The sequence below is a fragment of the Legionella jordanis genome (assembly GCF_900637635.1).
Taxonomy (GTDB): domain Bacteria; phylum Pseudomonadota; class Gammaproteobacteria; order Legionellales; family Legionellaceae; genus Tatlockia; species Tatlockia jordanis.
Genome location: NZ_LR134383.1, coordinates 2,899,749 through 2,920,684, shown reverse-complemented (window position 1 = coordinate 2,920,684; position 20,936 = coordinate 2,899,749). Strand labels below are relative to the sequence as shown.

Genomic DNA, 20,936 nt, shown 5'->3' with positions numbered 1-20,936 from the left:
CTATCCTTGATGTCTGGATTCCCAGCCTAATTTAAGGCGTAATGTATCATAATAATGATAATCAAGAGGATGCAATAGACGAAGTTGTTGCGTGTTTTTTTCAATAGAAACCAACTGGCCTGGTTTAACCAGTCGAGACTCATGCCCATCGCAGCTGATGCGCAAATCACTTTCGTTCCGGGCGCTGATTTTTAAATCAATTTTGACTTCACCATCGACCACAAAAGGGCGTGAGTTCAGGCTGTGAGAAAACATGGGTACTAAAACGATGGCGTTTAATTGTGGGTGCATAATGGGCCCGCCTGCTGATAAAGCGTAAGCTGTGGAACCGGTAGGTGTGGCAAGGATCATCCCATCCGAGCGATAACGGCTAACAAAGCGTTGATTAATGAATACATCAAATTCAATCAGATGGGTTTCATTACCACGGCCTAAGACCACATCATTAAGGGCATCTCCTTCGAAATAAATGGTCTCGCCATCGTGAATGCAGGTGTGAAGTAGAAAACGATGCTCCTCTTCGTACTTACCTGATAAAACGGCTGAAAGTTGCTCCTCAATGTTATCGGGTGAAATATCGGTTAAAAAACCCAGTCGTCCACGGTTGATGCCAATGACCGGTACATTAACTTTAATGGCCATGCGGGCAGCCGATAACAAGCTGCCGTCGCCACCCACAACAACAATTAAATCCTGTTTTTTTCCCATTAAACGGCGTTCAAGAGTGGGTAGATTGACGTCGAAATAGGTGGCGGTATCTACGTCGAGATAGGTATCCACTTGTGCGCGATGCAAAAAGTCAACCAGGCGATGTAAGCTTTCGTTTACCCCTTGGTTGGCTCGATGTTGGCGGGCATAAAGGATTACGCGTTTAAATTTTTGTTTCATGATGTGAAGTAGTTAAGACCCCGAGCAATTATTATTGTATAACATATCGGTTAACTATTTTGAGCAAGAGTATGATCTTGCTCAAATGAGCCCCTATTTATTCTTCGCTACTTCTTGATGCACGTTTACGTTCATTTTCTTTGAGTGCTTTTTTGCGCAAGCGAATGGATTGTGGAGTCACTTCAACGAGCTCGTCATCATCAATGAACTCCAGTGCTTGCTCCAAGGATAACTTAATTGCCGGCGTCAACAAGATGTTCTCGTCACTTCCTGACGCTCGAATGTTCGTTAATTGTTTTTCCTTAGTCACATTAACCACTAAATCGTTATCGCGTGAGTGAATACCGACAATCATTCCCTCATAACACTGGGTTTGCGGTTCAATGAACAATCGGCCACGTTCCTGCAAGTTAAACAAGGCAAACGCTCTGGCAGCTCCCTGGCAATTGGCAATCAGAACGCCGTTATTGCGTTTGCCAATTCGTCCACGAACGGCTGGGCCATAATGATCATAGACATGATACATTAACCCGGTTCCGGACGTGCTGGATAGAAATTCAGTATGAAAGCCAATCAAGCCTCGCGTAGGGATAACGTAATCGAGGCGAACACGACCTTTGCCATCGGGAAGCATATTTTGCAGCTCGCCACGACGCTCGCCCAACTTTTCCATAATAGTGCCCTGGTGGGTTTCCTCAACATCAACGGTAAGGCGTTCGTAGGGTTCCTGCTGCTCGCCCTCCTCTTCACGCAGAATCACTTCAGGTTTGCAGATGGCCAATTCATAGCCTTCACGTCGCATGTTTTCAATTAGAATGGATAAATGCAACTCACCACGACCGGAAACACGGAATTTATCGGGATCTTCTGTATCTTCAACACGAAGAGCGACATTATGCAACAATTCGGTTTGTAAGCGCTCCCTTACTTTGCGACTGGTCACAAACTTTCCTTCTTGTCCGGCAAAGGGGGAATCATTGATTTGAAAAATCATGCTGATGGTTGGTTCATCCACCATCAGAGCTGGCAAAGCTTCAACGTGGTTGGGGTCGCATAGGGTATCTGAAATATTAAGCTGCTCGATGCCGGTAATGGCAATGATATCTCCTGCTCGAGCCTCTTCAACTTCAACGCGCTCAAGCCCTTTAAAGCCAAGTAACTGCAACAAACGACCGCTGCGTACCTCGCCTTCTTTGTCGATGATTTTGACCGCAGATTTTGCCTTGATTTGACCACGGGTGATTCGGCCAATGCCTATGGTGCCGACGTAGGATGAATAATCCAAAGAGCTGATTTGCATTTGGAAAGGTCCTTCTTCATCCACATCAGGAGGTGCCACTTTTTCGATGATGGTCTGCAATAAGGGTGACATGTCATCAGAATGGTCATTCAAATCAAGTTTGGCATAACCATTGAGCGCGGAGGCATAAACGACTGGAAAATCAAGCTGCTCATCCGTTGCACCAAGATTATCAAATAAGTCAAATACCTGATCCATCACCCAATGGGGGCGAGCTCCAGGTCGGTCAATTTTGTTAATAACCACGATGGGTTTTAATCCTCTGGCAAATGCTTTTTGTGTTACAAAGCGGGTTTGTGGCATTGGGCCATCGACCGCATCAACCAAAAGCAAAACGCTGTCTACCATGGTTAATATTCGCTCAACTTCCCCGCCAAAATCAGCATGCCCCGGGGTGTCGACAATATTGATTTGATAGCCTTGCCAGTTTACGCAAGTATTCTTGGCCAGAATGGTAATGCCTCGTTCCTTTTCCAATGCATTAGAGTCCATTACGCGTTCAACTTTCGGGCCACGCTCACTTAGGGTGCCTGTCTGCTGCAACAATTTATCAACTAATGTGGTTTTACCATGATCGACGTGGGCGATAATGGCAATATTGCGAATTTTTTCAATCATAACGAACCTATTTGGAATTACGAAGAGCTAGCCATCTAGACCAAAGACATAAAATATTGGCACTGCCGTGATGCATCCTTTGCGGGAGGTCAATGCACAATTTTTCATAACTAATCCTGACTACTGCTTTTACGACGACTAATTAGAGTACATGTGTTCATGGATTCGTCATTATACTCGGAATAATGACGAATTCCTATTCGACTTTAGCTAAACTGAAATTCTTAGACCTATTTATCTGCTTACATGCCAACCGCGCAGCCTTTTACACTATCCCCGTAGAGCTCGAGGAAAGAAATGGTCGTGCAATTTCTCTCCCTGTTATTAATATAGCTTTCTTTGGGCTCAAATATTTCAGTGATGTTTTCAACGTACTTGTATAATGAAAAAATCAGCAGACCAGCACAAATGGCTGTACCGGCAATACCAAATGGATCGGCAACGATGCTCGCCGCGAAAACCGCAGTGCCTATAAGCGCAACAGTTGCCACCCCAAGCCAAAAAACGGCAGCAAGTGCATTGGCAATTCGTTCTAAAACCTCATAGGCAACCAAAGTGGAGTTATTATTTTTAAGATCTTTGATGAAGTGTTGAGTATTGCATTCGCGATTATTGGCTAGGCCATTTAAGGCCGTGAACAGTTCTTCGTATTCAGCGAGCAGTTGATGCTTGCGCAATGAACTGTTGGTGTTCATCAGGCAATAACGATATTTGTCTACCACGTGAGCCATTTCTTTGGCCGCATCAGTCAGTGCAGTTGCCAGTTCTGCTTTTTCCTGTTGACTGGCTAATAAGGCCCCGTTTTCCAGGATATGTTTTAATTTCTCAAATTCTTTCGTTTGGGTATCAAATTTTTCGGCAAAATTATTCATGAAGAAAAGGGCCATAGTTATCTCCTTATATTAGTTATATCAATGCATGGCGAGTGGTAGGCACATTAACAAGGTCATTACATAAAAGACGGTCTTTTTTAGAGACTGCCGACCTTTGATTACAATGGCCATCAGCGTCAATGCAATAATTCCTGGATAGGTGAGTTCAAGGATTGGAGCCAAGAAAGCAGCAATGCCCTTAAAGTCCATTAGGGACATGATAAAAGATAAGCCAGTGGTAAACAATAAGACAATTGAGAATTTATTATCCTGTAGTTTTAGCATTGAACAGAGGTAACGTGCATACAAATTATTGAGGGCCACAGCAGTGGTTAAACAAGATAAAAACATCGCAACTCCCATAAACAGTGTTGCAAATTCCCCTAATGCTTCTTTCGCAATGGAGGGCAACATCAGTTCTGGGGCACGATTCGCGATTAGAAAAGCATAATGAGAGCCTAAAAAGACAAAACCCAAATAAATCAGCGACAACAGCAAAGCTCCCAAAAGACTGGATTTGACGGCAAAAATCAACACCTCACGGGGTTGGGCCTGGGGTAGGGCTTGCTGGATTTGTGTAAAAATAAGGGCAGAAAAAAAGAATGCAGCAAACAAATCCATAGTTTGGTATCCAGTCCTAAACCCATAGCCAAAAGCACTGGCACTGGATGCATGGCTCATGTTTCCAGGCGCTTTAAAAGCCGCAATGGAGATTAAGACAATGAGTGTTATGAGCAGAATGGGGCTCATCCATTTGCCAAGGATTTTAATCATCACCTTATCGTTTAAGCAGAAAATGAAAGTTAAGGTGCAAAAAAGAATGCTGAAGCAAGCCAAATTAATATTGGGCATCAAATAAAGAAAACTGCCATAAGCAACGGTAATGCAGCGAGGTACTACTCCAAAAGAGCCTAGTAAAGACAACATGAAAAGAGGCAGGAGCACGGCGGCAATTTTTCCTGCTTCCCCAAAAAAAGCCTGATAATTGCCTTGATAGAGCTTAATAACAAATAATCCCGTTAGAGGGAGAAATATTCCAGTTAAAAGCAAGCCAAAAAAGGCAACCATCCAGCTGTCGCCTGCTGCCTGGCCAATTTGCAGTGGGAAAACCAAATTGCCAGAACCGAAAAACATGGCAAAAATGGCGAAGCCATAGATGAATATTGATTTGTATTGTCGCATAATCTTTCCTGCTAAATGCTGTTGTGTAATGTGGCTGATGTAGGGGAGGGGAGTTAGATGGCCGCGGGGGCCACATTGATGACTAGAATCACCACGGGGGAAAACGCTGAACGTGCAAAACCATAGTCAGCAGGAGCTAATGAAATAACACAATTGTGATTGGATTTATCTTTCATTAATTTTGAATATTTCTCTTACAGACAAGTTTTCTTTTATACACAGTCGCTGCGCAATTTGCAAGCATTTTATTATTAATGCTCCTTTCCGATGTTCGTCAGCCAGACAATAAAGAATGGGATAAATGCTCAGGATAACAGGCCAATAAGCAAACAAAAAAACACAAATTTTGTTGCAGCTGTGATATAATTGCGCAGTTTAGCCGCAAGAGTATTAGCTATGTTGAAATTTTTTGGTTTAGGTAAAGAGAAGAAGAAAGAAAAAACGAGAACATTGGTTGCTAGCGCCAGTAGCCCTGAAACTAAGTTGGCCATTTCTGACGAAGGGGGTAGCAAGGGTTTTAAACGCACCAAGAGCACATCGTCGCTAGCGAAAATTTCCCAAAATAAGAATGAAAATAAAGGGTTTCGCAAGGGCATTTTCTTTAAAAGCCAGAATTTAAGTTCCTCTGCCCAGGAAAGCAATAGTCCTTCTGAAGCCATTGATAATTTTATTAACAAGCTTAAACAATGTCGAGGCTCAGCAAATCAACCAGGTTATTTTGCTGCTCTTGAGCAGAATGAGTATACCTTGCTGCAAACAGTGGCTCATGATGGTTTTTTTGATGAGATTATTCACTTTCTTGAGCAATTTCACCAGTATCGTCAAAAGCAAATCAGTGGTATGACCTTGTATTCACTTTTGGAACCGCTGAACTTGAATGATGATGAGGACAAAAAAAGCCTGGATGCGCTCTACAGTGCAGACATGAAAGACAATAAGGGCTTATTAGATGGGGAAGAAGCAAGGATTCATTTTGGCAAAATAGAAGAATCCATGTTTGATATGCTTTCTTACAATTTGAGAATAAAACGCGATTCGATTCTCAAAGCAATGCACCAGCACAATGTCTCAATGTGCAGCCTCTAGTCATTCGCAAAGAATTATTTATTAATAATTTGAATTGCATCATCGCGATCGGCTGCCAGGATTTCATTCAAATAACGATGTAAGATGGCAGCTTCAGTCGCCAAGCCTATAAGATAAGCTTTAGAATTGAGAATGGCTACATCTGATGGTGAGCCGGCGCCAAGCTTTTCTATGTATTTAATCAAGGGCTCATTGATCTGTACGCAAAAATCAGGTTTCCTGACAAGATTACACAGGGCCAGAGGGGCTTTGCTTGCAGCGGCTTGTGCCAACTCTGCGCAATGGATTAAACCGATAAACCGCCCATTCATTTCCTCCACGGCAAGGACATGCATGTCGGTATCAGATGTTTTTTGCAAGGCCTCTTCAATCGGGCTGTCGATGTGAACTCTTGGGGGATTATTCAGCGGTACTTCAAGAAAGGTCAGGCTTCGCAAACGTCCTATGTCTCGTGGGCCAAACAAATCATTGCCACGGATGTGAAAGCGCCAGGTCGAAAACGAATAGCCAAACCAATAACGGGTTAAGTGACTGGCAATGATAACGGTAATGGCGGTAGTAACCACTCCTGTTTGTAGGCCTGCAGTCTCAACCATTAACAAGACAATACCAATGGGTGTGCCAATGATGGATGTGGCTACAGCTGCCATCCCGGCAACTATGGCCAAATCCCGCGGAATATCCGTGCCATACAAAGGAACGATCAAAATGGTGTATATGATGTATCCTAAAGCCGCTCCTAGAAACAATGAGGCCGAAAATAATCCTCCTCTGAAGCCTGAACCCACGCAAGCTATGGAGGCCATGATTTTTCCACAAAGGATTATCAAAATGGCAGAAAATAAATGGTTGCCTGCTAAAATCTCATTGATGCTATGATGGCCTGGTCCCATGACATCGGGTAATTTTAAAGAGAGGAGGCCAAGAATTAATCCCCCCAACAGAGGCCTAAATTGCTGTGGTACGCGAAAATAAATGAGGCCTTTTTCAAAGGCTGTTGTCCCCCGCATGACAGCAATACCAATGACAGTGGCAGTGATTCCCATAGCAATGGCCAATGGAAAATGCCAAAAAGCAGGGGGCCCTATGTCTTTTGCGAAAAAAATGGGTTCATATCCAATCAGCAAATAAATCATATGGCTACTCAAAGCGCTGGCAAGTAAGGTTGGCAATAGAGCTCGCATGGCATAGCCACCTACAACCAGTTCAAGGGCATAGAAAGTTCCAGCGAGAGGGGCGCCAAAAATTGCGGCAATACCCGCTCCCGTGCCGCAAGAAACCAAAATTCTTAATTCTCGTCGCTCTAGCTTTAAGCGTTGTCCAAGGAAACTGAGAAAGCCCGCTCCTAACTGAGTCATGGCTGCTTCAAAACCAACGGAGCCGCCAATGGTAATGGAAACGATTGAAAGCCCAACCAAGATCAAGCTGTCGCCTAGAGACATTTTTCCTCCCTCTAGGGCATTTGCTTCGACGGGGTCAATAATGGCTAAGCGCTTAAATTTTGCAGCCAGTTTCAAGAGGAAACCAAGAAACAATGCTCCTAGCAGGGTCACCAATAAAATACGCCAGGCTGGCACACCGGCTGAGCTGTCTAAATTAACGTCCTTACCAAATAGGAGAAGCTGCATTAGCCCAACCCCTACGCGAATGCAGGCCACCGCAGTTCCAATAATTAATCCACCCACGGCAGCCAGGGCGAGAATTTTGGTGTTTTCAAACGGGGGGTGGGCTTCAGTCCTGTTGTTTAGTGACGCAATAGGCATCCTGGGCTTTTTGTTGAACCATTTTCATTGAATATACTGAAAATATTTGGAAAAGTAATCCAAGTCTTGGTTATTGGCAGTAATCTTCTGGTTATTTATTTTGGCTTAATGAACCGTGGGCGTTCACAGTTAAACTCCTTTTGCGTTAAAATAATACTAAATTTCCATTTTGCTAAACACATGAAACGTTCCATTTTCAAACCCAAGAAGCGTTCACTTACTGTACAAGAATACCTGAGGGAAACCTTAATTGATGCGAAACGGATTCAGGAATCCAAACGAGGGCAACAACGCTATAGTGGTGCACAATTTGAATTGGCTCTCTATTGCTTCTGTGATTTTACAAGGCTTAAGCAGGAAATGGATTCGGATCTTGTTGTTGATTTTGCAAGCGACATGATTAAGGAGGATTGGGGAGCTGGTTTTGACTGGCTGGATTTATCGGTGAGCCATCATGATCAAGAGGCAATCCATTATTTCAAGCAAAAAATAGCAGAGGATGCTATTTTCTTAAAAGCTTATCATCAATATAAGACAACAATACGTCCTGATTGTGTTTTGGAAGCTTATGAAGCCAAAGCGGCCTTACAGCATGGCTAGTATTTAATGAGGGTAATGGATTATATTATGGAAAGAAACAGTATTCTCGCCTGTGTTTCTGTAACCATGAGGCTGGTGAGCATCAAAGCGTATGCCCTCGCCGCATTCTAAAGCTTGCCAGCTGCCATTAACTAATACGTCCATTTTTCCCTGGGTCACAATGATGTGCTCAATTACGCCCTGCTCATGTGGGCTAGAAAGCTGTTCGCAACCTGGAAGCAATTCGATTACAAACAATTCAAACCGCAATTGTTCATCAAAGGGGAACAGCGCTTTGATGCAAATTTTTTCTCTGGCAGACTCGTTTTCATTGCCATGACGGTAGATAAGGCTTTGATTTAGTTTGTTTGATTCTTCAAGAAAGGAAGAAAATGACACGCGAAATCCGGTCGCAATTTTCCAAAGAGTGGCGACGGTTGGACTGGATTCCTGGCGTTCAATCTGGCCTAGCATGGCTTTACTGACGCCTGTTTCCCTGGCTGTTCGCTCAAGGCTCCAGCCGTGTCGCTGGCGTAGTGTTTTCAAATACTGCGCAATATGTGTTGATATACTTTTCATCATTAATTTCAACCAGAGGTTTGAGCGTTATAACGCACGATGGTATACTGGCTGTTATAACGCATGAAGCTTAGCAAACATTGCGGAAATTTACGAATGGATGAACGGCATGATTAAGACTTCTCCTCTTTCAAATCTGGTTGCTGGTTTTGTAGCAGTGATGGTTGGCTTTACCAGTACGGCTGTTTTGGTGTTTCAAGCGGCTGCGGCGGTAGGGGCAAATTCCGCTGAGGTCAGTTCTTGGTTGCTGGCTTTAGGCATTGGCATGGGTGTAAGCTGCATTGGTTTATCCTGGTACTACCGTGCTCCTATTCTAATAGCTTGGTCAACGCCTGGAGCTGCTTTGCTGGCTGGCAGTTTAAATGGCTTTTCCCTGGCAGAGGCAACAGGAGCGTTTATCTTTTCCGCTATACTCATCACTCTGTCTGGATTGACTGGCTGGTTTGAGAAAGCAATGGACCATATCCCAAAGGCCCTTACTTCGGCTATGTTGGCTGGTATTTTATTGCATTTTGGCCTTGATGTTTTTGTGGCAATGCAAAAACAGTCCTTATTGATTGGTTTGATGCTGGTCGTCTATTTGCTAGGTAAACGCTTTTTTCCCAGATATGTGATCTTAAGTTTGTTGGTGATAGGAGGGATTGTTGCCAAATTGCAAGGTTTATTTCAATTTAACGACTTTCATGTTGTTCTATCAAAGCCAATTTTTACTGCTCCGGTTTTTACCGGGTCTGCGCTGATGAGTTTAGGAGTTCCCTTATTTATTGTAACCATGGCCTCCCAAAACTTGCCAGGAGTTGCAACCCTGCATGCCTCGGGTTATAAGCCTCCAATTTCTCCTTTAATCACCTGGACCGGTCTTTTGACGATGTTATTAGCGCCCTGGGGTGCCTATGCTTTGAACCTGGCGGCAATTACAGCGGCCATATGCATGGGCGATGAGGCTCATCCGAATCCCGCAAAGCGATACCGTGCAGCAATGTATGCTGGCTTGTTTTACCTCATCACGGGGTTTTTCGGGGCAACGGTGGTGGTGCTGTTCACCGCTTTTCCTAAAGAATTGATTTTGGCGGTGGCGGGTTTGGCCTTGCTTAGCCCTATAGCTAACAGCTTGAAAGCCGCCATAGAAGATGAAGCCCAACGGGAAGCTGCATTGATTACTTTTTTACTCTCTGCCTCCGGAATTTCCTTATTCGGCATCGGGGCAGCTTTTTGGGGTTTAATCTCCGGTATACTATCCTTAATGTTATTAAATAGTCGGAAATCTCGTCTTGAAAGGGCTTAGTTGGTCTGGACAAACGATTAAATATTTTGCTTTAGACCCCAAAAAATCGCCAACTTACTTCAACTTGCATCGCCATTTGCAAGCACTGGGTTGGCTCCCCTGTACTTTTAATTGGCAGGCGAGTTTTAGTGAGCGCAATTTTGAATTCAACACAGCCGCTTCCCAATGCCTGGAGTATAAACATTTATTGGCGCAACTTCTTAAAAAATATAATCTACCATTTAGTCCAGTTACTTACTGCATTGATGATGGAAACTGGCCCAATATCCTGGCTCAAATTGCCGAAGAGCATTACCGCTGTGAGTATGGTTATCAGGATGAAAAAGCCAATTTGACCTGGATTCTTAAACCCTCACTGCTTAACAATGGCCAGCAAATAAAAATATTTACGCGTTTAAGTCAGCTCGAACGGCATTTTTTGAGCGCCGATAGACTTGGTGGCGAACATGTTTTGCAGGAGTATGTGGCTAAACCACATTTGTTAAGGCCTCCTCAGGGACATAAATACAGCATACGGATGTTTGTTGTTTTAACCAATTATACCGGCTGCTACTTGTATCCTTTTGGTTATTTTAATGTGGCTCTCCAACCGTTTCAAACCGGAGAATTCCAGGATCTGCGCTCACATTTAACTAATGAGCATCTCTTGGGGAGTGAAAGCAATGTGGTTCAGATTCCTACTGAACGCTTTGATTTTTTCCCTAAGCTTTATCCTCAGATAAAGGGGCAGGTCACTGAAATTTTAAAGGCCTTAAAACGGGAGTATCGGCATGCATTTGACTGTCAAAAAAATCCAGCTTTGGCTATTTTCGGTTTTGACTTTTTGGTTGATGAGGAACAACGCTTATGGCTATTGGAAGCGAATCATGGGCCTTGTTTCCCAAGAGAAGATAATCATCCTTTGCAAACCCATCTGTATGACAATTTTTGGCAAGCCCTGATTCAGGGATTTGTCATTTCCATTGCCAATCGACAGCAGGAGACTGGCAAAGAATTATTTGATTTTATTTCAATGAACTAATCTCCATTTTTCAAGTCATTAACCTCATTTTGGTATGACGTTTGCTACACTAACAGTAAAGCAAAAGGATGAATGGGGGATATTATGAAGCAGTTGATTTTGCATCCCACCGAAATCAGTCAATGGCATGCTTTGGTAAATGAAGCTCAGGCTTCCACCCGCTTGGTTCTCAATGAAAGCACGGAAAGCTATCTGGTTTTTCTGTTAATGCGCTTCACCCAAGGTCCACGGTTAATTGAGTCCGTAGTTGCCCTGGATTTCCTGGAGTCCATGCATAATCCCAGACGTCAGGTTGAGCTGCTGAAGGACGTTGGCGATAAAAGTTTGCTCTTTTGTGGCCTTTTCCCTGGCATCGCGAAAAAAAGACATGTAAGCCTGGAATATTTTGCGGATATCGGGCAAGCAGCCTATCTTACGGTAGGTGAGTTGCATGACAATCAAACTGCAGATTTATATTTTCAATTAAGTGAGCAATTCCCCTCGCTGCAACAGATTTTGCGTGCAATGCGAGGGGAATGGCTACAAAACTCTTCCGAAGACAACTTGTTGATTTCTAAAGTACGCTCTTCCTTTCAATGAGAAGGCAGGGCGTGCTTAAGGTAAAGCTAAATACTGTTCAGAAATAATCTGCTTTAACCATCGATAGGCGGGATGTTTTTTAGAGCTTATGAGGGTTAAATGCATATTACCGTTGCGATTTTCCATGTAAGTGGGGTGATAACTCACTGTTTTGATTCTGGTTGTGCCATTTTCTTTCTCCAATTGTAAAGAAAGAAGGCCGCTGCTGCGGTTTTTCAGGCTGCCCTGATTGGAGATAAAATTCCCTAAGGAATAAGCGACAAAAACCTTTCTGCTCCCTAAGCCTTCAATCCAGGTGAAGGGTTGTACAGAATGTGGGTGAGAGCCCAGGATAGCCAATGCTCCTGCCTGGGCAAATTCATAAGCTAAATGTTGCTGGGTCTGATTTGGTCTGGTTTCATATTCAATTCCCCAATGCGGAGTCACAATGACTGCATCATATTGGCGAGATAAATCCCGAATGAGCGATAGAATTTCCGACTTATCTCGGTGACATTGCAAAACCTGCTGATGATGGTCTGTCATGCCATTGCTGTCTTGTGTGCAAGCCAGCCAGGCAATGGCAATGTCGTGAGTTCGCGTTTCCGCAAACCAGGGATTTGCATGTTGACTTGAGCGCGTTCCGGTAAACGCGAGGCCATTTTGATTCAATACTTCGATGGTTTTGTCTATTCCAATCGCCCTTCTATCCAGACAGTGGTTGTTGGCGGTAGAAAGGACATCAAACCCCGAGAGTTTTAAAGCCGCCAGAAGTGTAGGAGGATAATTAAACATCGGAAAAGAAGTATAAGCCTCATTCCAGTTGCTGGTGATTTTGCCATAGGCGTCAAGCATTTCCGCAGAGGGCCCTTCCAAATTACCATAGGTAACATCGGCTTGTTTAAGTTTGGGTATGGCTGCAAGCCAAAGACTTGCAAAGCCTTTGCGAATCCCCTGGTGTTGAACCGGCTTATGTAAGAGTACATCGCCCACAGCTATGATCTGCACACTGGTCTTAGCGATGAGTAAGAAAGGGCATAGGCAAAAAAACAAACCAAGCGACAGTCTAAATTTCATCATTGGCATAGATTTCAAGAAATATTATTTCTAATCCAAGAAAAATGCCAAAATAGACTAGCCCAGGCTCAGGCCCTGTCTAATAGCCCCTGATAAGAAGGTGATGGATGCCTGAGCTATTCAAATGCTGCAATCAATGGGCTAATTTAATGCGGCTTATGAAAAAGCATCGTGACATCAATCGGGTCAAAGCTGTATTTTTTATTGCAAAAATCACAAGTCACTTCGATCTCCCCTCGTTCTTTTAATAACTCTTTGGCTTCATCTTCGCCAAGGATGGTCAATACTTGTTTCATTTTCTCTTCGGTACAACGACACTGAAAACTTGGGCTTCGGCTGTCAAAAAGCCTTAGTTCAGTTTCATGATAGAGGCGGTGCAGCAGGGTTTGATTATCCAAACTTAGCAATTCTTGTTCACTGACTGTTTGGCCGAGTTGTACGGCATATTCCCAGAAATGTTCCCGTTCGAGGCTGTCCTGGCCAGGCATCAGTTGCAATAGCATTCCTGCAGCCATGCCCTCATTGACAGCGAGCCAAACACGACTTGCAATTTGTTCGGATTGGGCAAAATAAGTCATCAAATTTTCACCCATTGAGGTGGATTGAATGGGTACAATGCTTTGATAGGCACTGGTCTGATTATACTGATTGATGGTTAAAACCATTTGGCCTTTCAAAAAAGCTTCAGCGTAATCAATATCCTGCAAATTCTCCTCACATTTAGCGAAAGCCCTTAGATGGAGATTGTGATCACATTGCACCAGTAATAAGGGGAGGCGTTTGTCTCCTTGAAATTGTAAGCTCAAATCCCCTTCAAATTTAATGCTTCCTGCCAAAAGCAAACAGGAGACGAGGGCTTCTCCCAATAAATTTTTAACCATAGGGGGATAGGAGCGTTGTTCCATTATCGTCTGATAAGTCTCCTGCAAGTGGGCGATTTCGCCGCGAATGCTTGCGTGTTCAAACATAAAACGTTGTAAAGAATCCTGTTCTCTCATGCCTGACCTTTATATTTAAATTCCTTTATTCTAGCATAAAGACGATTGCATGCCTGCTTTTGGCGCGCGATAATGCTCTTTTTTTGCACGGGATTTAGAGATGCTCAACCCTCAACAAACGGCAGCTGTAAAATACATTGATGGGCCTTTGTTGGTGCTGGCTGGCGCTGGTAGCGGTAAGACGCGAGTAATTACTCATAAGATAGCTTATCTAATCCAAGTTTGTGGCTATTCAGCTTCAAGTATTTGCGCTGTGACATTTACCAATAAAGCAGCCAATGAGATGCGAGGGCGAATTGCCGATGTCATTCCCAGTCAGCTTCGCCGTGGATTAAGGGTTGCTACTTTTCACACGCTTGGCTTAAGCATCATCAAACAACATGCAGCCTTGTGTCATTTAAGGCCTGGCTTTTCTATTTTTGATAGCGAAGATTGCCTGCAGATTTTGCGTGGTTTTTTTCCGGCCAGTAAAGCGAATGATCGGGAATATCTGTTTCAGGCCCAGCAACAAATTTCGCGTTGGAAAAATGAGTTGCTGTCTCCCGATGAGGTAATCAGGCAGGGTTTAGCTTTAGACAATCAGGAGCTTAGTATTATCTATGAGCGTTATCAACATGCCTTGAGGACGTATAATGCGGTCGATTTTGACGATTTAATCCGCCTGCCAGTGGAGATATTAAGTCATCATGAGGAGGTCCGTGATAAATGGCAAAATAAGATCCGTCATTTGCTTGTTGATGAATATCAAGACTCCAATGCATGTCAGTATTTGTTGGTTAAGCTGCTTACAGGTAGCCGTGAGCAATTTACGGTAGTTGGTGACGATGATCAGTCGATTTATGCCTGGCGGGGAGCGCGGCCTGAAAATTTGGCGCAATTGCAGCGCGATTATCCGCGTCTGAAGGTCATCAAATTAGAGCAAAATTATCGCTCGACCAGGCGCATTCTCCATGTAGCCAATCATTTGATTGCAAACAATTCTCACTTGTTCGACAAAAAATTATGGAGTGACTTAGGCCATGGTGAATTGCTGCGTGTTTTAGTTTGCAAAGATGACAATGATGAGGCGGAGCAGGTTGTGGCGGATTTGATCAGTCATAAGTTGCGGCATGGAACCAGGTATGGGGATTATGCCATTCTGTATCGCGGAAACCATCAATCACGTGCCTTTGAAAAAATTTTTCGACATCACGGAATTACTTACCGCATCAGCGGCGGTGAATCCTGGTTTTCACGTGCAGAAATTAAAGACATCTTTGCCTATCTTAAGCTGCTCTGTAACCCCACGGATGATGCGGCATTTCTGCGAGTAATCAATACACCACGTCGGGGAATTGGTGAGACGAGTCTTGATGCACTGGCCAGATACGCTCAAAGTCGAGGGCAAAGCCTTTACCAATGCGCCGATCATCTGGCATTAAGTCATCAGCTTACAGAAAAACCACGCGCTGCCTTGCAAGCGTTTAAACAATGGTTAGAGGAAATAAAGGCACGCTTGTCGCGAGACAATGCCCTTGAGGTATTAAAGGAAATGGTGGAGGAGAGCGGCTATGAAGCTCATGTTTATGAGCAATGTGATAGTCCGGCCAAGGCACAAAAACGCATGGAAAATATTTGGGATTTACTGGATTGGGTTGGCCGTCTGCTGAATAAAAAAGAGGAGCATCAATTAATCGATGTGGTCAACAAACTCATTCTTATTGATATTCTTGAGCAATCCAATGAGCAAGACAAGGACAGCTTACAATTGATGACTTTACATGCTTCAAAAGGATTGGAATTCCCATTTGTCTATCTCGTGGGAATGGAAGAAGAGTTGCTCCCTCATCGTGTCAGTATTGATGAGGATCAGATTGAGGAGGAACGGAGACTTGCCTATGTGGGCATCACAAGAGCACAAAAGGGTTTGTGCTTGACTTTGGCACGTCAACGTCGGCGAGGGGGAGAGCTACAGGATTGTCAACCCAGTCGATTTTTAGACGAGCTGCCGCAAGACAGTTTGGAGTGGTATGGCAAACATGGTGAGCGTGATGAAGCCAAGTCTCGGGCATTGGCGCAATCTCATTTGGCTGGGTTAAAAAATTTGCTGGAAAATAGATAAACTCTAAATTTCGTGATCAAAATTGAGGCGTTCGTCCATTTCTAAGTCTTCAAAAAACCCGTTTGAACCAGCGGAGCTGAAGAATTGAAGTTTCGATGCAAAGCACCCCTTTTTCCTCAAGCTGAGCTCCGAATTTTCGTAACTTTTGCGCTTACCGCTGCGGTTGCGGCTGATTAAATCTTCATCAACATCTTGCAGGAGTTCTCGTTCAAGTGTGTCTTCAAAAAACTGCATATCCATGGAAGATTCATGTTCCAGTGTAAGATTTTGGTTGGTTTGCTGGACAATTGGGTCAAGCGGACCAATATGATGCCGCTCCAAATTCAAATCACCATAATCCGACTGAACAAGCTGCGCATCAAGATCACCTTGCCAAACATCAGGAATAGGATAATCAATCGGGCTAAGAGTCACAAAATAAACTGGCTCACCATCTAAAAAATTCTCAGTGCTTTCCAAGCCTGGATCAACGATATCTAGAGCTTCAGGGGATTGAAGCCGCTTATCAAGCAGAAAATTTTCCAAACTTTCATAGCTGTAGAGCTTTTCTCCGGGTTTGCTGCCCTCTGAAGAATTATTGGTATATGAATGATCATCCCTGGACGGGACACTAAGCAGTATTTTATTGCTCTCGATGTAATCTTTGAACATCTCTACGCTGATGAGAGGCAAAATAGGATTTTTGGCCCATTCGGCCAATCGTTTATTAAGCTGTTCTCGATAAATTCCTGCGGCATAGACTTCTGTTAAAATAGTAAAGCTGCCGTCTTTAGCTAAGCCAACACTTTCAATTAAGGAAATCCAGAGCTGCTTTGCCATTTCTTTTTCGCAACTCATCGGCTGATTCATCAAATTAAGGTTGTTGGCATCGATGAGTAGCCAGTTATTTTGCTGAAATACAACTGTGACAGTATGCCATGGACAAGTTCCGTTATAACTTGTAAGCACAAGGACTACAGGATCTTCAAACGGGGTGGGAGCTGATAAATTATAATCAAGAGAATATAAATAATCGGCCATGGAATTGGCCCGGAGATTCGCATGAAACGCTTCCACCGGCTTTTCTATGCCACCTAATGATGTTAGGGCTGGTGGCATGAGCATGGGTATCAAATTCCAATTGCTTGTATCTTCTAAAACTAGCTGTTTAAGGGATCGAAATTGATAAAGAACAATCGCATCGCAGAAAGCATGGATATCATTTAAACAATTGTACTGAGGTTGTTGGCGCATGGATTTGACCAACTCGGGATTAGTGAGGATTTGTTCATTGAAGTATTGTTCAAATTCAAAACCAAAGTCGATTTTCGGAAATAAAATTTTTAATTGAAATGGTTCCTCGCCAAAAAAAGCTGCATTATTGTTTAATTTTTCAGAGAGTATGTACATCAGGTTGAATCTGATTTTCGTGATTGTCAACGCTTCAAGAATTGCTGCAGGAATTACTGCATGAGCAATGCCATAGCAAAAGCCCTGGTGCTCTTTATCGCCGATTTGCCCACCGTTCCCTGGCTCATAACCTAAGCGTTTTAGGAGTTCTAAAAGCCAGTTTTGATTAATAGGGAGTTGAAAGGGAATTACATCTAAATTTCGCATTACGGCACAATAAAAAGAAAAACTGTAGCTATTTTAAACAATATTTCTTAAATTAAGCTTAAATGGCAACAGACGGATGTATAAAGCCCTTCTCCATTGAATGCTTATTCTTGTATTTTTCACATAATGGGTGAGTATTTTAGGAGTTAATGCTACCTTTCAATATAAACTGGAGCTGATAAAGGGAGAATTCATGATTGATATAGAAAGCACCGATTTGTTTAAACCGACCACACTGGATTCATTAACGCTGGCGAATCGAATTGTCATGGCGCCACTAACAAGAAGTCGGGCAGCTAAAGGGGATGTACAAGGTCCGATGAATGCTCGTTATTATGCGCAGCGTGCCAGTGCGGGGTTAATTATCAGTGAGGCAACACAAATTTCCCCACAAGGAAAGGGTTATGCCTATACACCAGGGATTTATTCAAAGGAACAAACTAAGGGGTGGAAATTAGTCACCGATGCAGTCCATGAGCAAGGGGGTGTTATCTTTGCCCAGCTTTGGCACGTAGGACGGATTTCGCATCCCGACTTACAACCTGAGCATCAATTGCCCGTTGCACCTTCGGCCATTAAACCGGCAGGGCAGGCTTTTACTGAAAATGGTTTTAAAGACTTAGTCACACCTCGTGCCTTGGAAACATCGGAGATCCCGGGCATCATCGAGGATTATGTCCATGCTGCGCAATGTGCAAAAGAAGCTGGGTTTGACGGCATAGAATTACATGGGGCAAACGGATATTTAATTGATCAATTTTTAAGAGATAAAACCAACAAGCGAACTGATCAATACGGAGGAAATTTGCGTAATCGCAGTCGTTTCCTGGTGGAACTGCTGGAAGCCTTATCACAAGTATGGCCAGGTTCACGTACCGGCATTCGCTTTTCTCCCGTTAGTCCTGCTAATGACATTGCCGATAGCAATCCTATGGAAACATTTAGTTATATGGTTAAGGCCATTAATCCTTTTGGCCTTGCTTATCTCCATTGCGTTGAAGGAGTGACGATTGGGCCAAGGACCATCCCCGCTGATTTTGATTTTGCTGTACTTCGCTCCCTTTTTAATGGTCAGTATATGGCGAACAATGGTTATGATTTGGCGTTGGCTTTAAAAGCCAGACGCGAAAACACGGCTGACTTGATCTGTTTTGGCCGGCCCTTTATTGCCAATCCCGATTTGGTGACCCGATTGCAACGGGGTGCCCCATTGCACGAAGCCCCTAAAGAATTATGGTATGGGGGAGCTGAGCATGGATACACAGATTGGCCGACTTTAGATGAAGAAACGGTGAAATAATCGAACAAACTCCGCAGGTTTACTGCGGAGTTTCTCTGATGATTAGGCAACAGGGGAAATTTGCGAAGACAATTCCTCCAAAAATTGTTCCGTTTTGCTTTTGCCTTTACTGGCAAAAAAGCGTTGCCGTTGGTAAATGGGCTTTTTGAGTTCTTCAGAAATTGAGTCAACTGCTTCAGCGTCCTCAGTTCTTAAATCCTCCTGAAGATGATTGAGTCCTTGCATTTTTTCAGTGGCGATGGATTGCTGCATGATCACTTTATTTAAGTGTTTTTCTTTAAACCGTTCTATGCGATAGATGGCATAATGAGCTTGCCAGTGTTTGGATGGTTTTGCACAATGCTCAAGAGATACGCTGTTGATGGACTGTTTTCCTGTTTGTTTTTCCCAGGCTTGGTTAAAATTCAGGACGTTTCGAGAGCTATCCTGGTTTGATTGACTGGCCCAACTATCCCAAAGGGCTGCCAGCGCAAAAAGTGGTGTAAATAATAATTTCAGCAAGCGACTGGGAATATCCATCTCATGACTATGGCTGTGCTTGCTTCCCAGGCGCTCTTCTAGAATAGATTTCCAAGCCTGTCTAGCATGGTCCTTTTTGTGGGGCAAAGCGTGAAGCTTGTGGCCATGCTGATGATCATGGTGGTGATGCTCATGGTGGTGATGTTCATGGCTGTGGCTATGTTCAAAAAAGTAATGGAAATCTTCAAATCCTTCACTGATGATTCCTAGTAAGGCTGACAAAATTTCATTAACTCCAGGAACACGATCAGAAGTGACGCCAATGCTCACCAGATGTCCTAAAAAGAAGAGAATGCGCAGAGGGGTATAGGTCAGCTTAATAAGGATTCTAACTGGGTTAAAAATTTGAAACCAATTTTCTTTGGCTCGAATATTGGCCCAACCATCTGCAATCGCTTTAGTGATTCGGCTGAGAAAACCTCGTTTAACCTTGGTGGCTTCATCAATCATTTCCAGTGATTCACTGGTATTTTGCAGGTTAAAAACGAGGGACGATAAACCGGTTACTATTGGATGAATAATCGCCATGACAAATCTTGGCATTTTGGCCATCCAGCTGAATAACGGAGGGGTATTTTTAACCACCGTCCACCAGGTTCCTGCCGTACAGACAGTCAGAGCTACCGCTAAGGTGAGCAATATTATGGCAGCAAAGGCAATAAATAAGGAACGGGGAGTAAGGCCTTTCGATAAATAATTGCTTATCTTGTTGTACCAGTGCTTAATGGTATCATGGTTAATCATGTCGGTGATGGCATTATATGTCAGAAAACCATAGGAAGCACCGGCAATCAAAGCCATCGGAGCAATAAAGAAAGGCAGCAAGGCTGGTGAAATGGCCGCTAAAATAGGGATGGCTGCAAAAGCCTCCACGAGCAAATAAGTAGTGCCTAAACCCATAAAGGTCGCAGCCACGACACTAAATAGTTTAACAAAATTGAATGTTCTTTGACGTTTTATAAGCTTTTGTCGCAGTTCCTCTTGCTTTCCTTCCTGCGACAGCCACTCTCTTACAGCACGCTCATAAGAAGACAAATTGTCATGTTTTTTAGTGGAGAATAATTGTAAGGTGAACCATTTCTCCATGTTCCGAAGTGTTTTTTCAATTTTCCTTTTTTTTAAGCTGCTGCCAGCATCCAATTCCTTACCATGGAATAAGTGAAGCAACTTAAGTTGCGCTTCGTAATCTTTATAAAATTGTGGGCATTGCTCATCTTGAGTATCTGGAAAATGATGCAATAAATATTCATTCCCCAGATGATGTTTTAAATACTCTCTCTTGAAGAATAATTTATTTAATGAGCCCTTAATATTTTGTAAATAAATTTCTCCCTCATAAGCCACAGATAAAACGAACGATCCTAACGCCAAAGGTAAAATGGGTAATAAGACAAACATACCGCCGAAACTCAAAAAACCAAGAATTAAGCTTGCGCCCATAGTTAAAAGGATAAGAAGAAGATAGTAAGGGATTTTTTTAGCTTTCATTGCTCACCAGAAGGTGGATTAAAAGGAGGTGAAACTTTATAACAAATGAAAATGATTATCAATAAGATTGCGAGCAAAAAACAGGCATCTTGTTTTTGTCCTAACTGCCGAGGTTTAAAATGACAG

The 20,936-nt window shown here is 43.3% G+C and carries 18 protein-coding genes; 7 read left to right on the top strand and 11 right to left on the bottom strand.

The genetic code is table 11. The annotated features are described in order from the left end of the window. The 5 genes from EL203_RS13210 to EL203_RS14700 form a co-directional block, all read right to left on the bottom strand. Positions 1-888 (bottom strand): NAD(+) kinase, encoded by an 888-nt coding sequence (locus EL203_RS13210; protein WP_058471775.1) that lies wholly within the window; start codon positions 886-888, stop codon positions 1-3. A 97-nt stretch (positions 889-985) separates the two neighbouring features. Continuing rightward, entirely contained in the window at positions 986-2,806 is a 1,821-nt protein-coding gene (gene typA, locus EL203_RS13205) for a translational GTPase TypA (protein WP_058471776.1), read from the bottom strand. A gap of 242 nt (positions 2,807-3,048) precedes the next feature. Then, positions 3,049-3,693: a hypothetical protein gene (locus EL203_RS13200; protein ID WP_058471777.1), complete on the bottom strand. Its 645-nt coding sequence runs from the start codon at positions 3,691-3,693 to the stop codon at positions 3,049-3,051. Positions 3,694-3,717: 24 nt separating this feature from the next. Further along, positions 3,718-4,860 (bottom strand): branched-chain amino acid transport system II carrier protein, encoded by a 1,143-nt coding sequence (locus tag EL203_RS13195; protein ID WP_058471778.1) that lies wholly within the window; start codon positions 4,858-4,860, stop codon positions 3,718-3,720. Between the two features lie 53 nt (positions 4,861-4,913). Next, the gene (locus EL203_RS14700) at positions 4,914-5,036 is read right to left on the bottom strand and encodes a hypothetical protein (protein ID WP_259637636.1); all 123 of its coding nucleotides are present in this window, start codon (positions 5,034-5,036) and stop codon (positions 4,914-4,916) included. Positions 5,037-5,256: 220 nt separating this feature from the next. On the opposite strand from EL203_RS14700, the gene EL203_RS13190 reads away from it, so the two are divergent. Continuing rightward, on the top strand, positions 5,257-5,946 hold the full coding sequence (locus tag EL203_RS13190; protein ID WP_058471779.1) for a hypothetical protein: 690 nt from the start codon (positions 5,257-5,259) through the stop codon (positions 5,944-5,946). Positions 5,947-5,960: 14 nt separating this feature from the next. Here the strand turns inward: EL203_RS13190 and EL203_RS13185 are convergent, their stop codons facing one another. Further along, positions 5,961-7,709, bottom strand: a complete 1,749-nt coding sequence (locus tag EL203_RS13185; protein WP_058471780.1) for a chloride channel protein — start codon at positions 7,707-7,709, stop codon at positions 5,961-5,963. A gap of 180 nt (positions 7,710-7,889) precedes the next feature. Here EL203_RS13185 and EL203_RS13180 point away from each other — a divergent pair, with 180 nt between their 5' ends. Beyond that, positions 7,890-8,309, top strand: a complete 420-nt coding sequence (locus tag EL203_RS13180; protein WP_058472257.1) for a hypothetical protein — start codon at positions 7,890-7,892, stop codon at positions 8,307-8,309. Positions 8,310-8,312: 3 nt separating this feature from the next. On the opposite strand, the gene EL203_RS13175 is transcribed toward EL203_RS13180, so the two are convergent. Continuing rightward, on the bottom strand, positions 8,313-8,867 hold the full coding sequence (locus EL203_RS13175) for a helix-turn-helix domain-containing protein (protein WP_058472258.1): 555 nt from the start codon (positions 8,865-8,867) through the stop codon (positions 8,313-8,315). Between the two features lie 109 nt (positions 8,868-8,976). On the opposite strand from EL203_RS13175, the gene EL203_RS13170 reads away from it, so the two are divergent. From EL203_RS13170 to EL203_RS13160, 3 genes are all read left to right on the top strand, one after another. After that, entirely contained in the window at positions 8,977-10,152 is a 1,176-nt protein-coding gene (locus tag EL203_RS13170) for a benzoate/H(+) symporter BenE family transporter (RefSeq protein WP_058471781.1), read from the top strand. Continuing rightward, positions 10,139-11,173 (top strand): YheC/YheD family protein, encoded by a 1,035-nt coding sequence (locus EL203_RS13165; protein ID WP_058471782.1) that lies wholly within the window; start codon positions 10,139-10,141, stop codon positions 11,171-11,173. The genes EL203_RS13170 and EL203_RS13165 overlap by 14 nt, the downstream gene beginning before the upstream one ends. A gap of 84 nt (positions 11,174-11,257) precedes the next feature. Further along, complete coding sequence (locus EL203_RS13160) at positions 11,258-11,752, top strand: hypothetical protein (protein WP_058472259.1); 495 nt, start codon at positions 11,258-11,260, stop codon at positions 11,750-11,752. A gap of 15 nt (positions 11,753-11,767) precedes the next feature. Here the strand turns inward: EL203_RS13160 and EL203_RS13155 are convergent, their stop codons facing one another. Then, on the bottom strand, positions 11,768-12,811 hold the full coding sequence (locus tag EL203_RS13155; RefSeq protein ID WP_162262755.1) for a CapA family protein: 1,044 nt from the start codon (positions 12,809-12,811) through the stop codon (positions 11,768-11,770). A 143-nt stretch (positions 12,812-12,954) separates the two neighbouring features. After that, positions 12,955-13,806: an Hsp33 family molecular chaperone HslO gene (hslO, locus tag EL203_RS13150; protein ID WP_058471784.1), complete on the bottom strand. Its 852-nt coding sequence runs from the start codon at positions 13,804-13,806 to the stop codon at positions 12,955-12,957. A 100-nt stretch (positions 13,807-13,906) separates the two neighbouring features. Here hslO and EL203_RS13145 point away from each other — a divergent pair, with 100 nt between their 5' ends. Beyond that, entirely contained in the window at positions 13,907-15,907 is a 2,001-nt protein-coding gene (locus EL203_RS13145; protein WP_058471785.1) for a UvrD-helicase domain-containing protein, read from the top strand. A gap of 3 nt (positions 15,908-15,910) precedes the next feature. Here the strand turns inward: EL203_RS13145 and EL203_RS13140 are convergent, their stop codons facing one another. Then, complete coding sequence (locus EL203_RS13140) at positions 15,911-17,503, bottom strand: hypothetical protein (RefSeq protein ID WP_058471786.1); 1,593 nt, start codon at positions 17,501-17,503, stop codon at positions 15,911-15,913. A gap of 193 nt (positions 17,504-17,696) precedes the next feature. Here EL203_RS13140 and EL203_RS13135 point away from each other — a divergent pair, with 193 nt between their 5' ends. Beyond that, on the top strand, positions 17,697-18,803 hold the full coding sequence (locus EL203_RS13135; RefSeq protein WP_058471787.1) for an alkene reductase: 1,107 nt from the start codon (positions 17,697-17,699) through the stop codon (positions 18,801-18,803). A gap of 42 nt (positions 18,804-18,845) precedes the next feature. On the opposite strand, the gene EL203_RS13130 is transcribed toward EL203_RS13135, so the two are convergent. After that, a complete protein-coding gene (locus EL203_RS13130; protein WP_058471788.1) occupies positions 18,846-20,810 on the bottom strand; it encodes a hypothetical protein in 1,965 nt (654 codons plus the stop codon). Between the last annotated feature and the right edge of the window lie 126 nt (positions 20,811-20,936).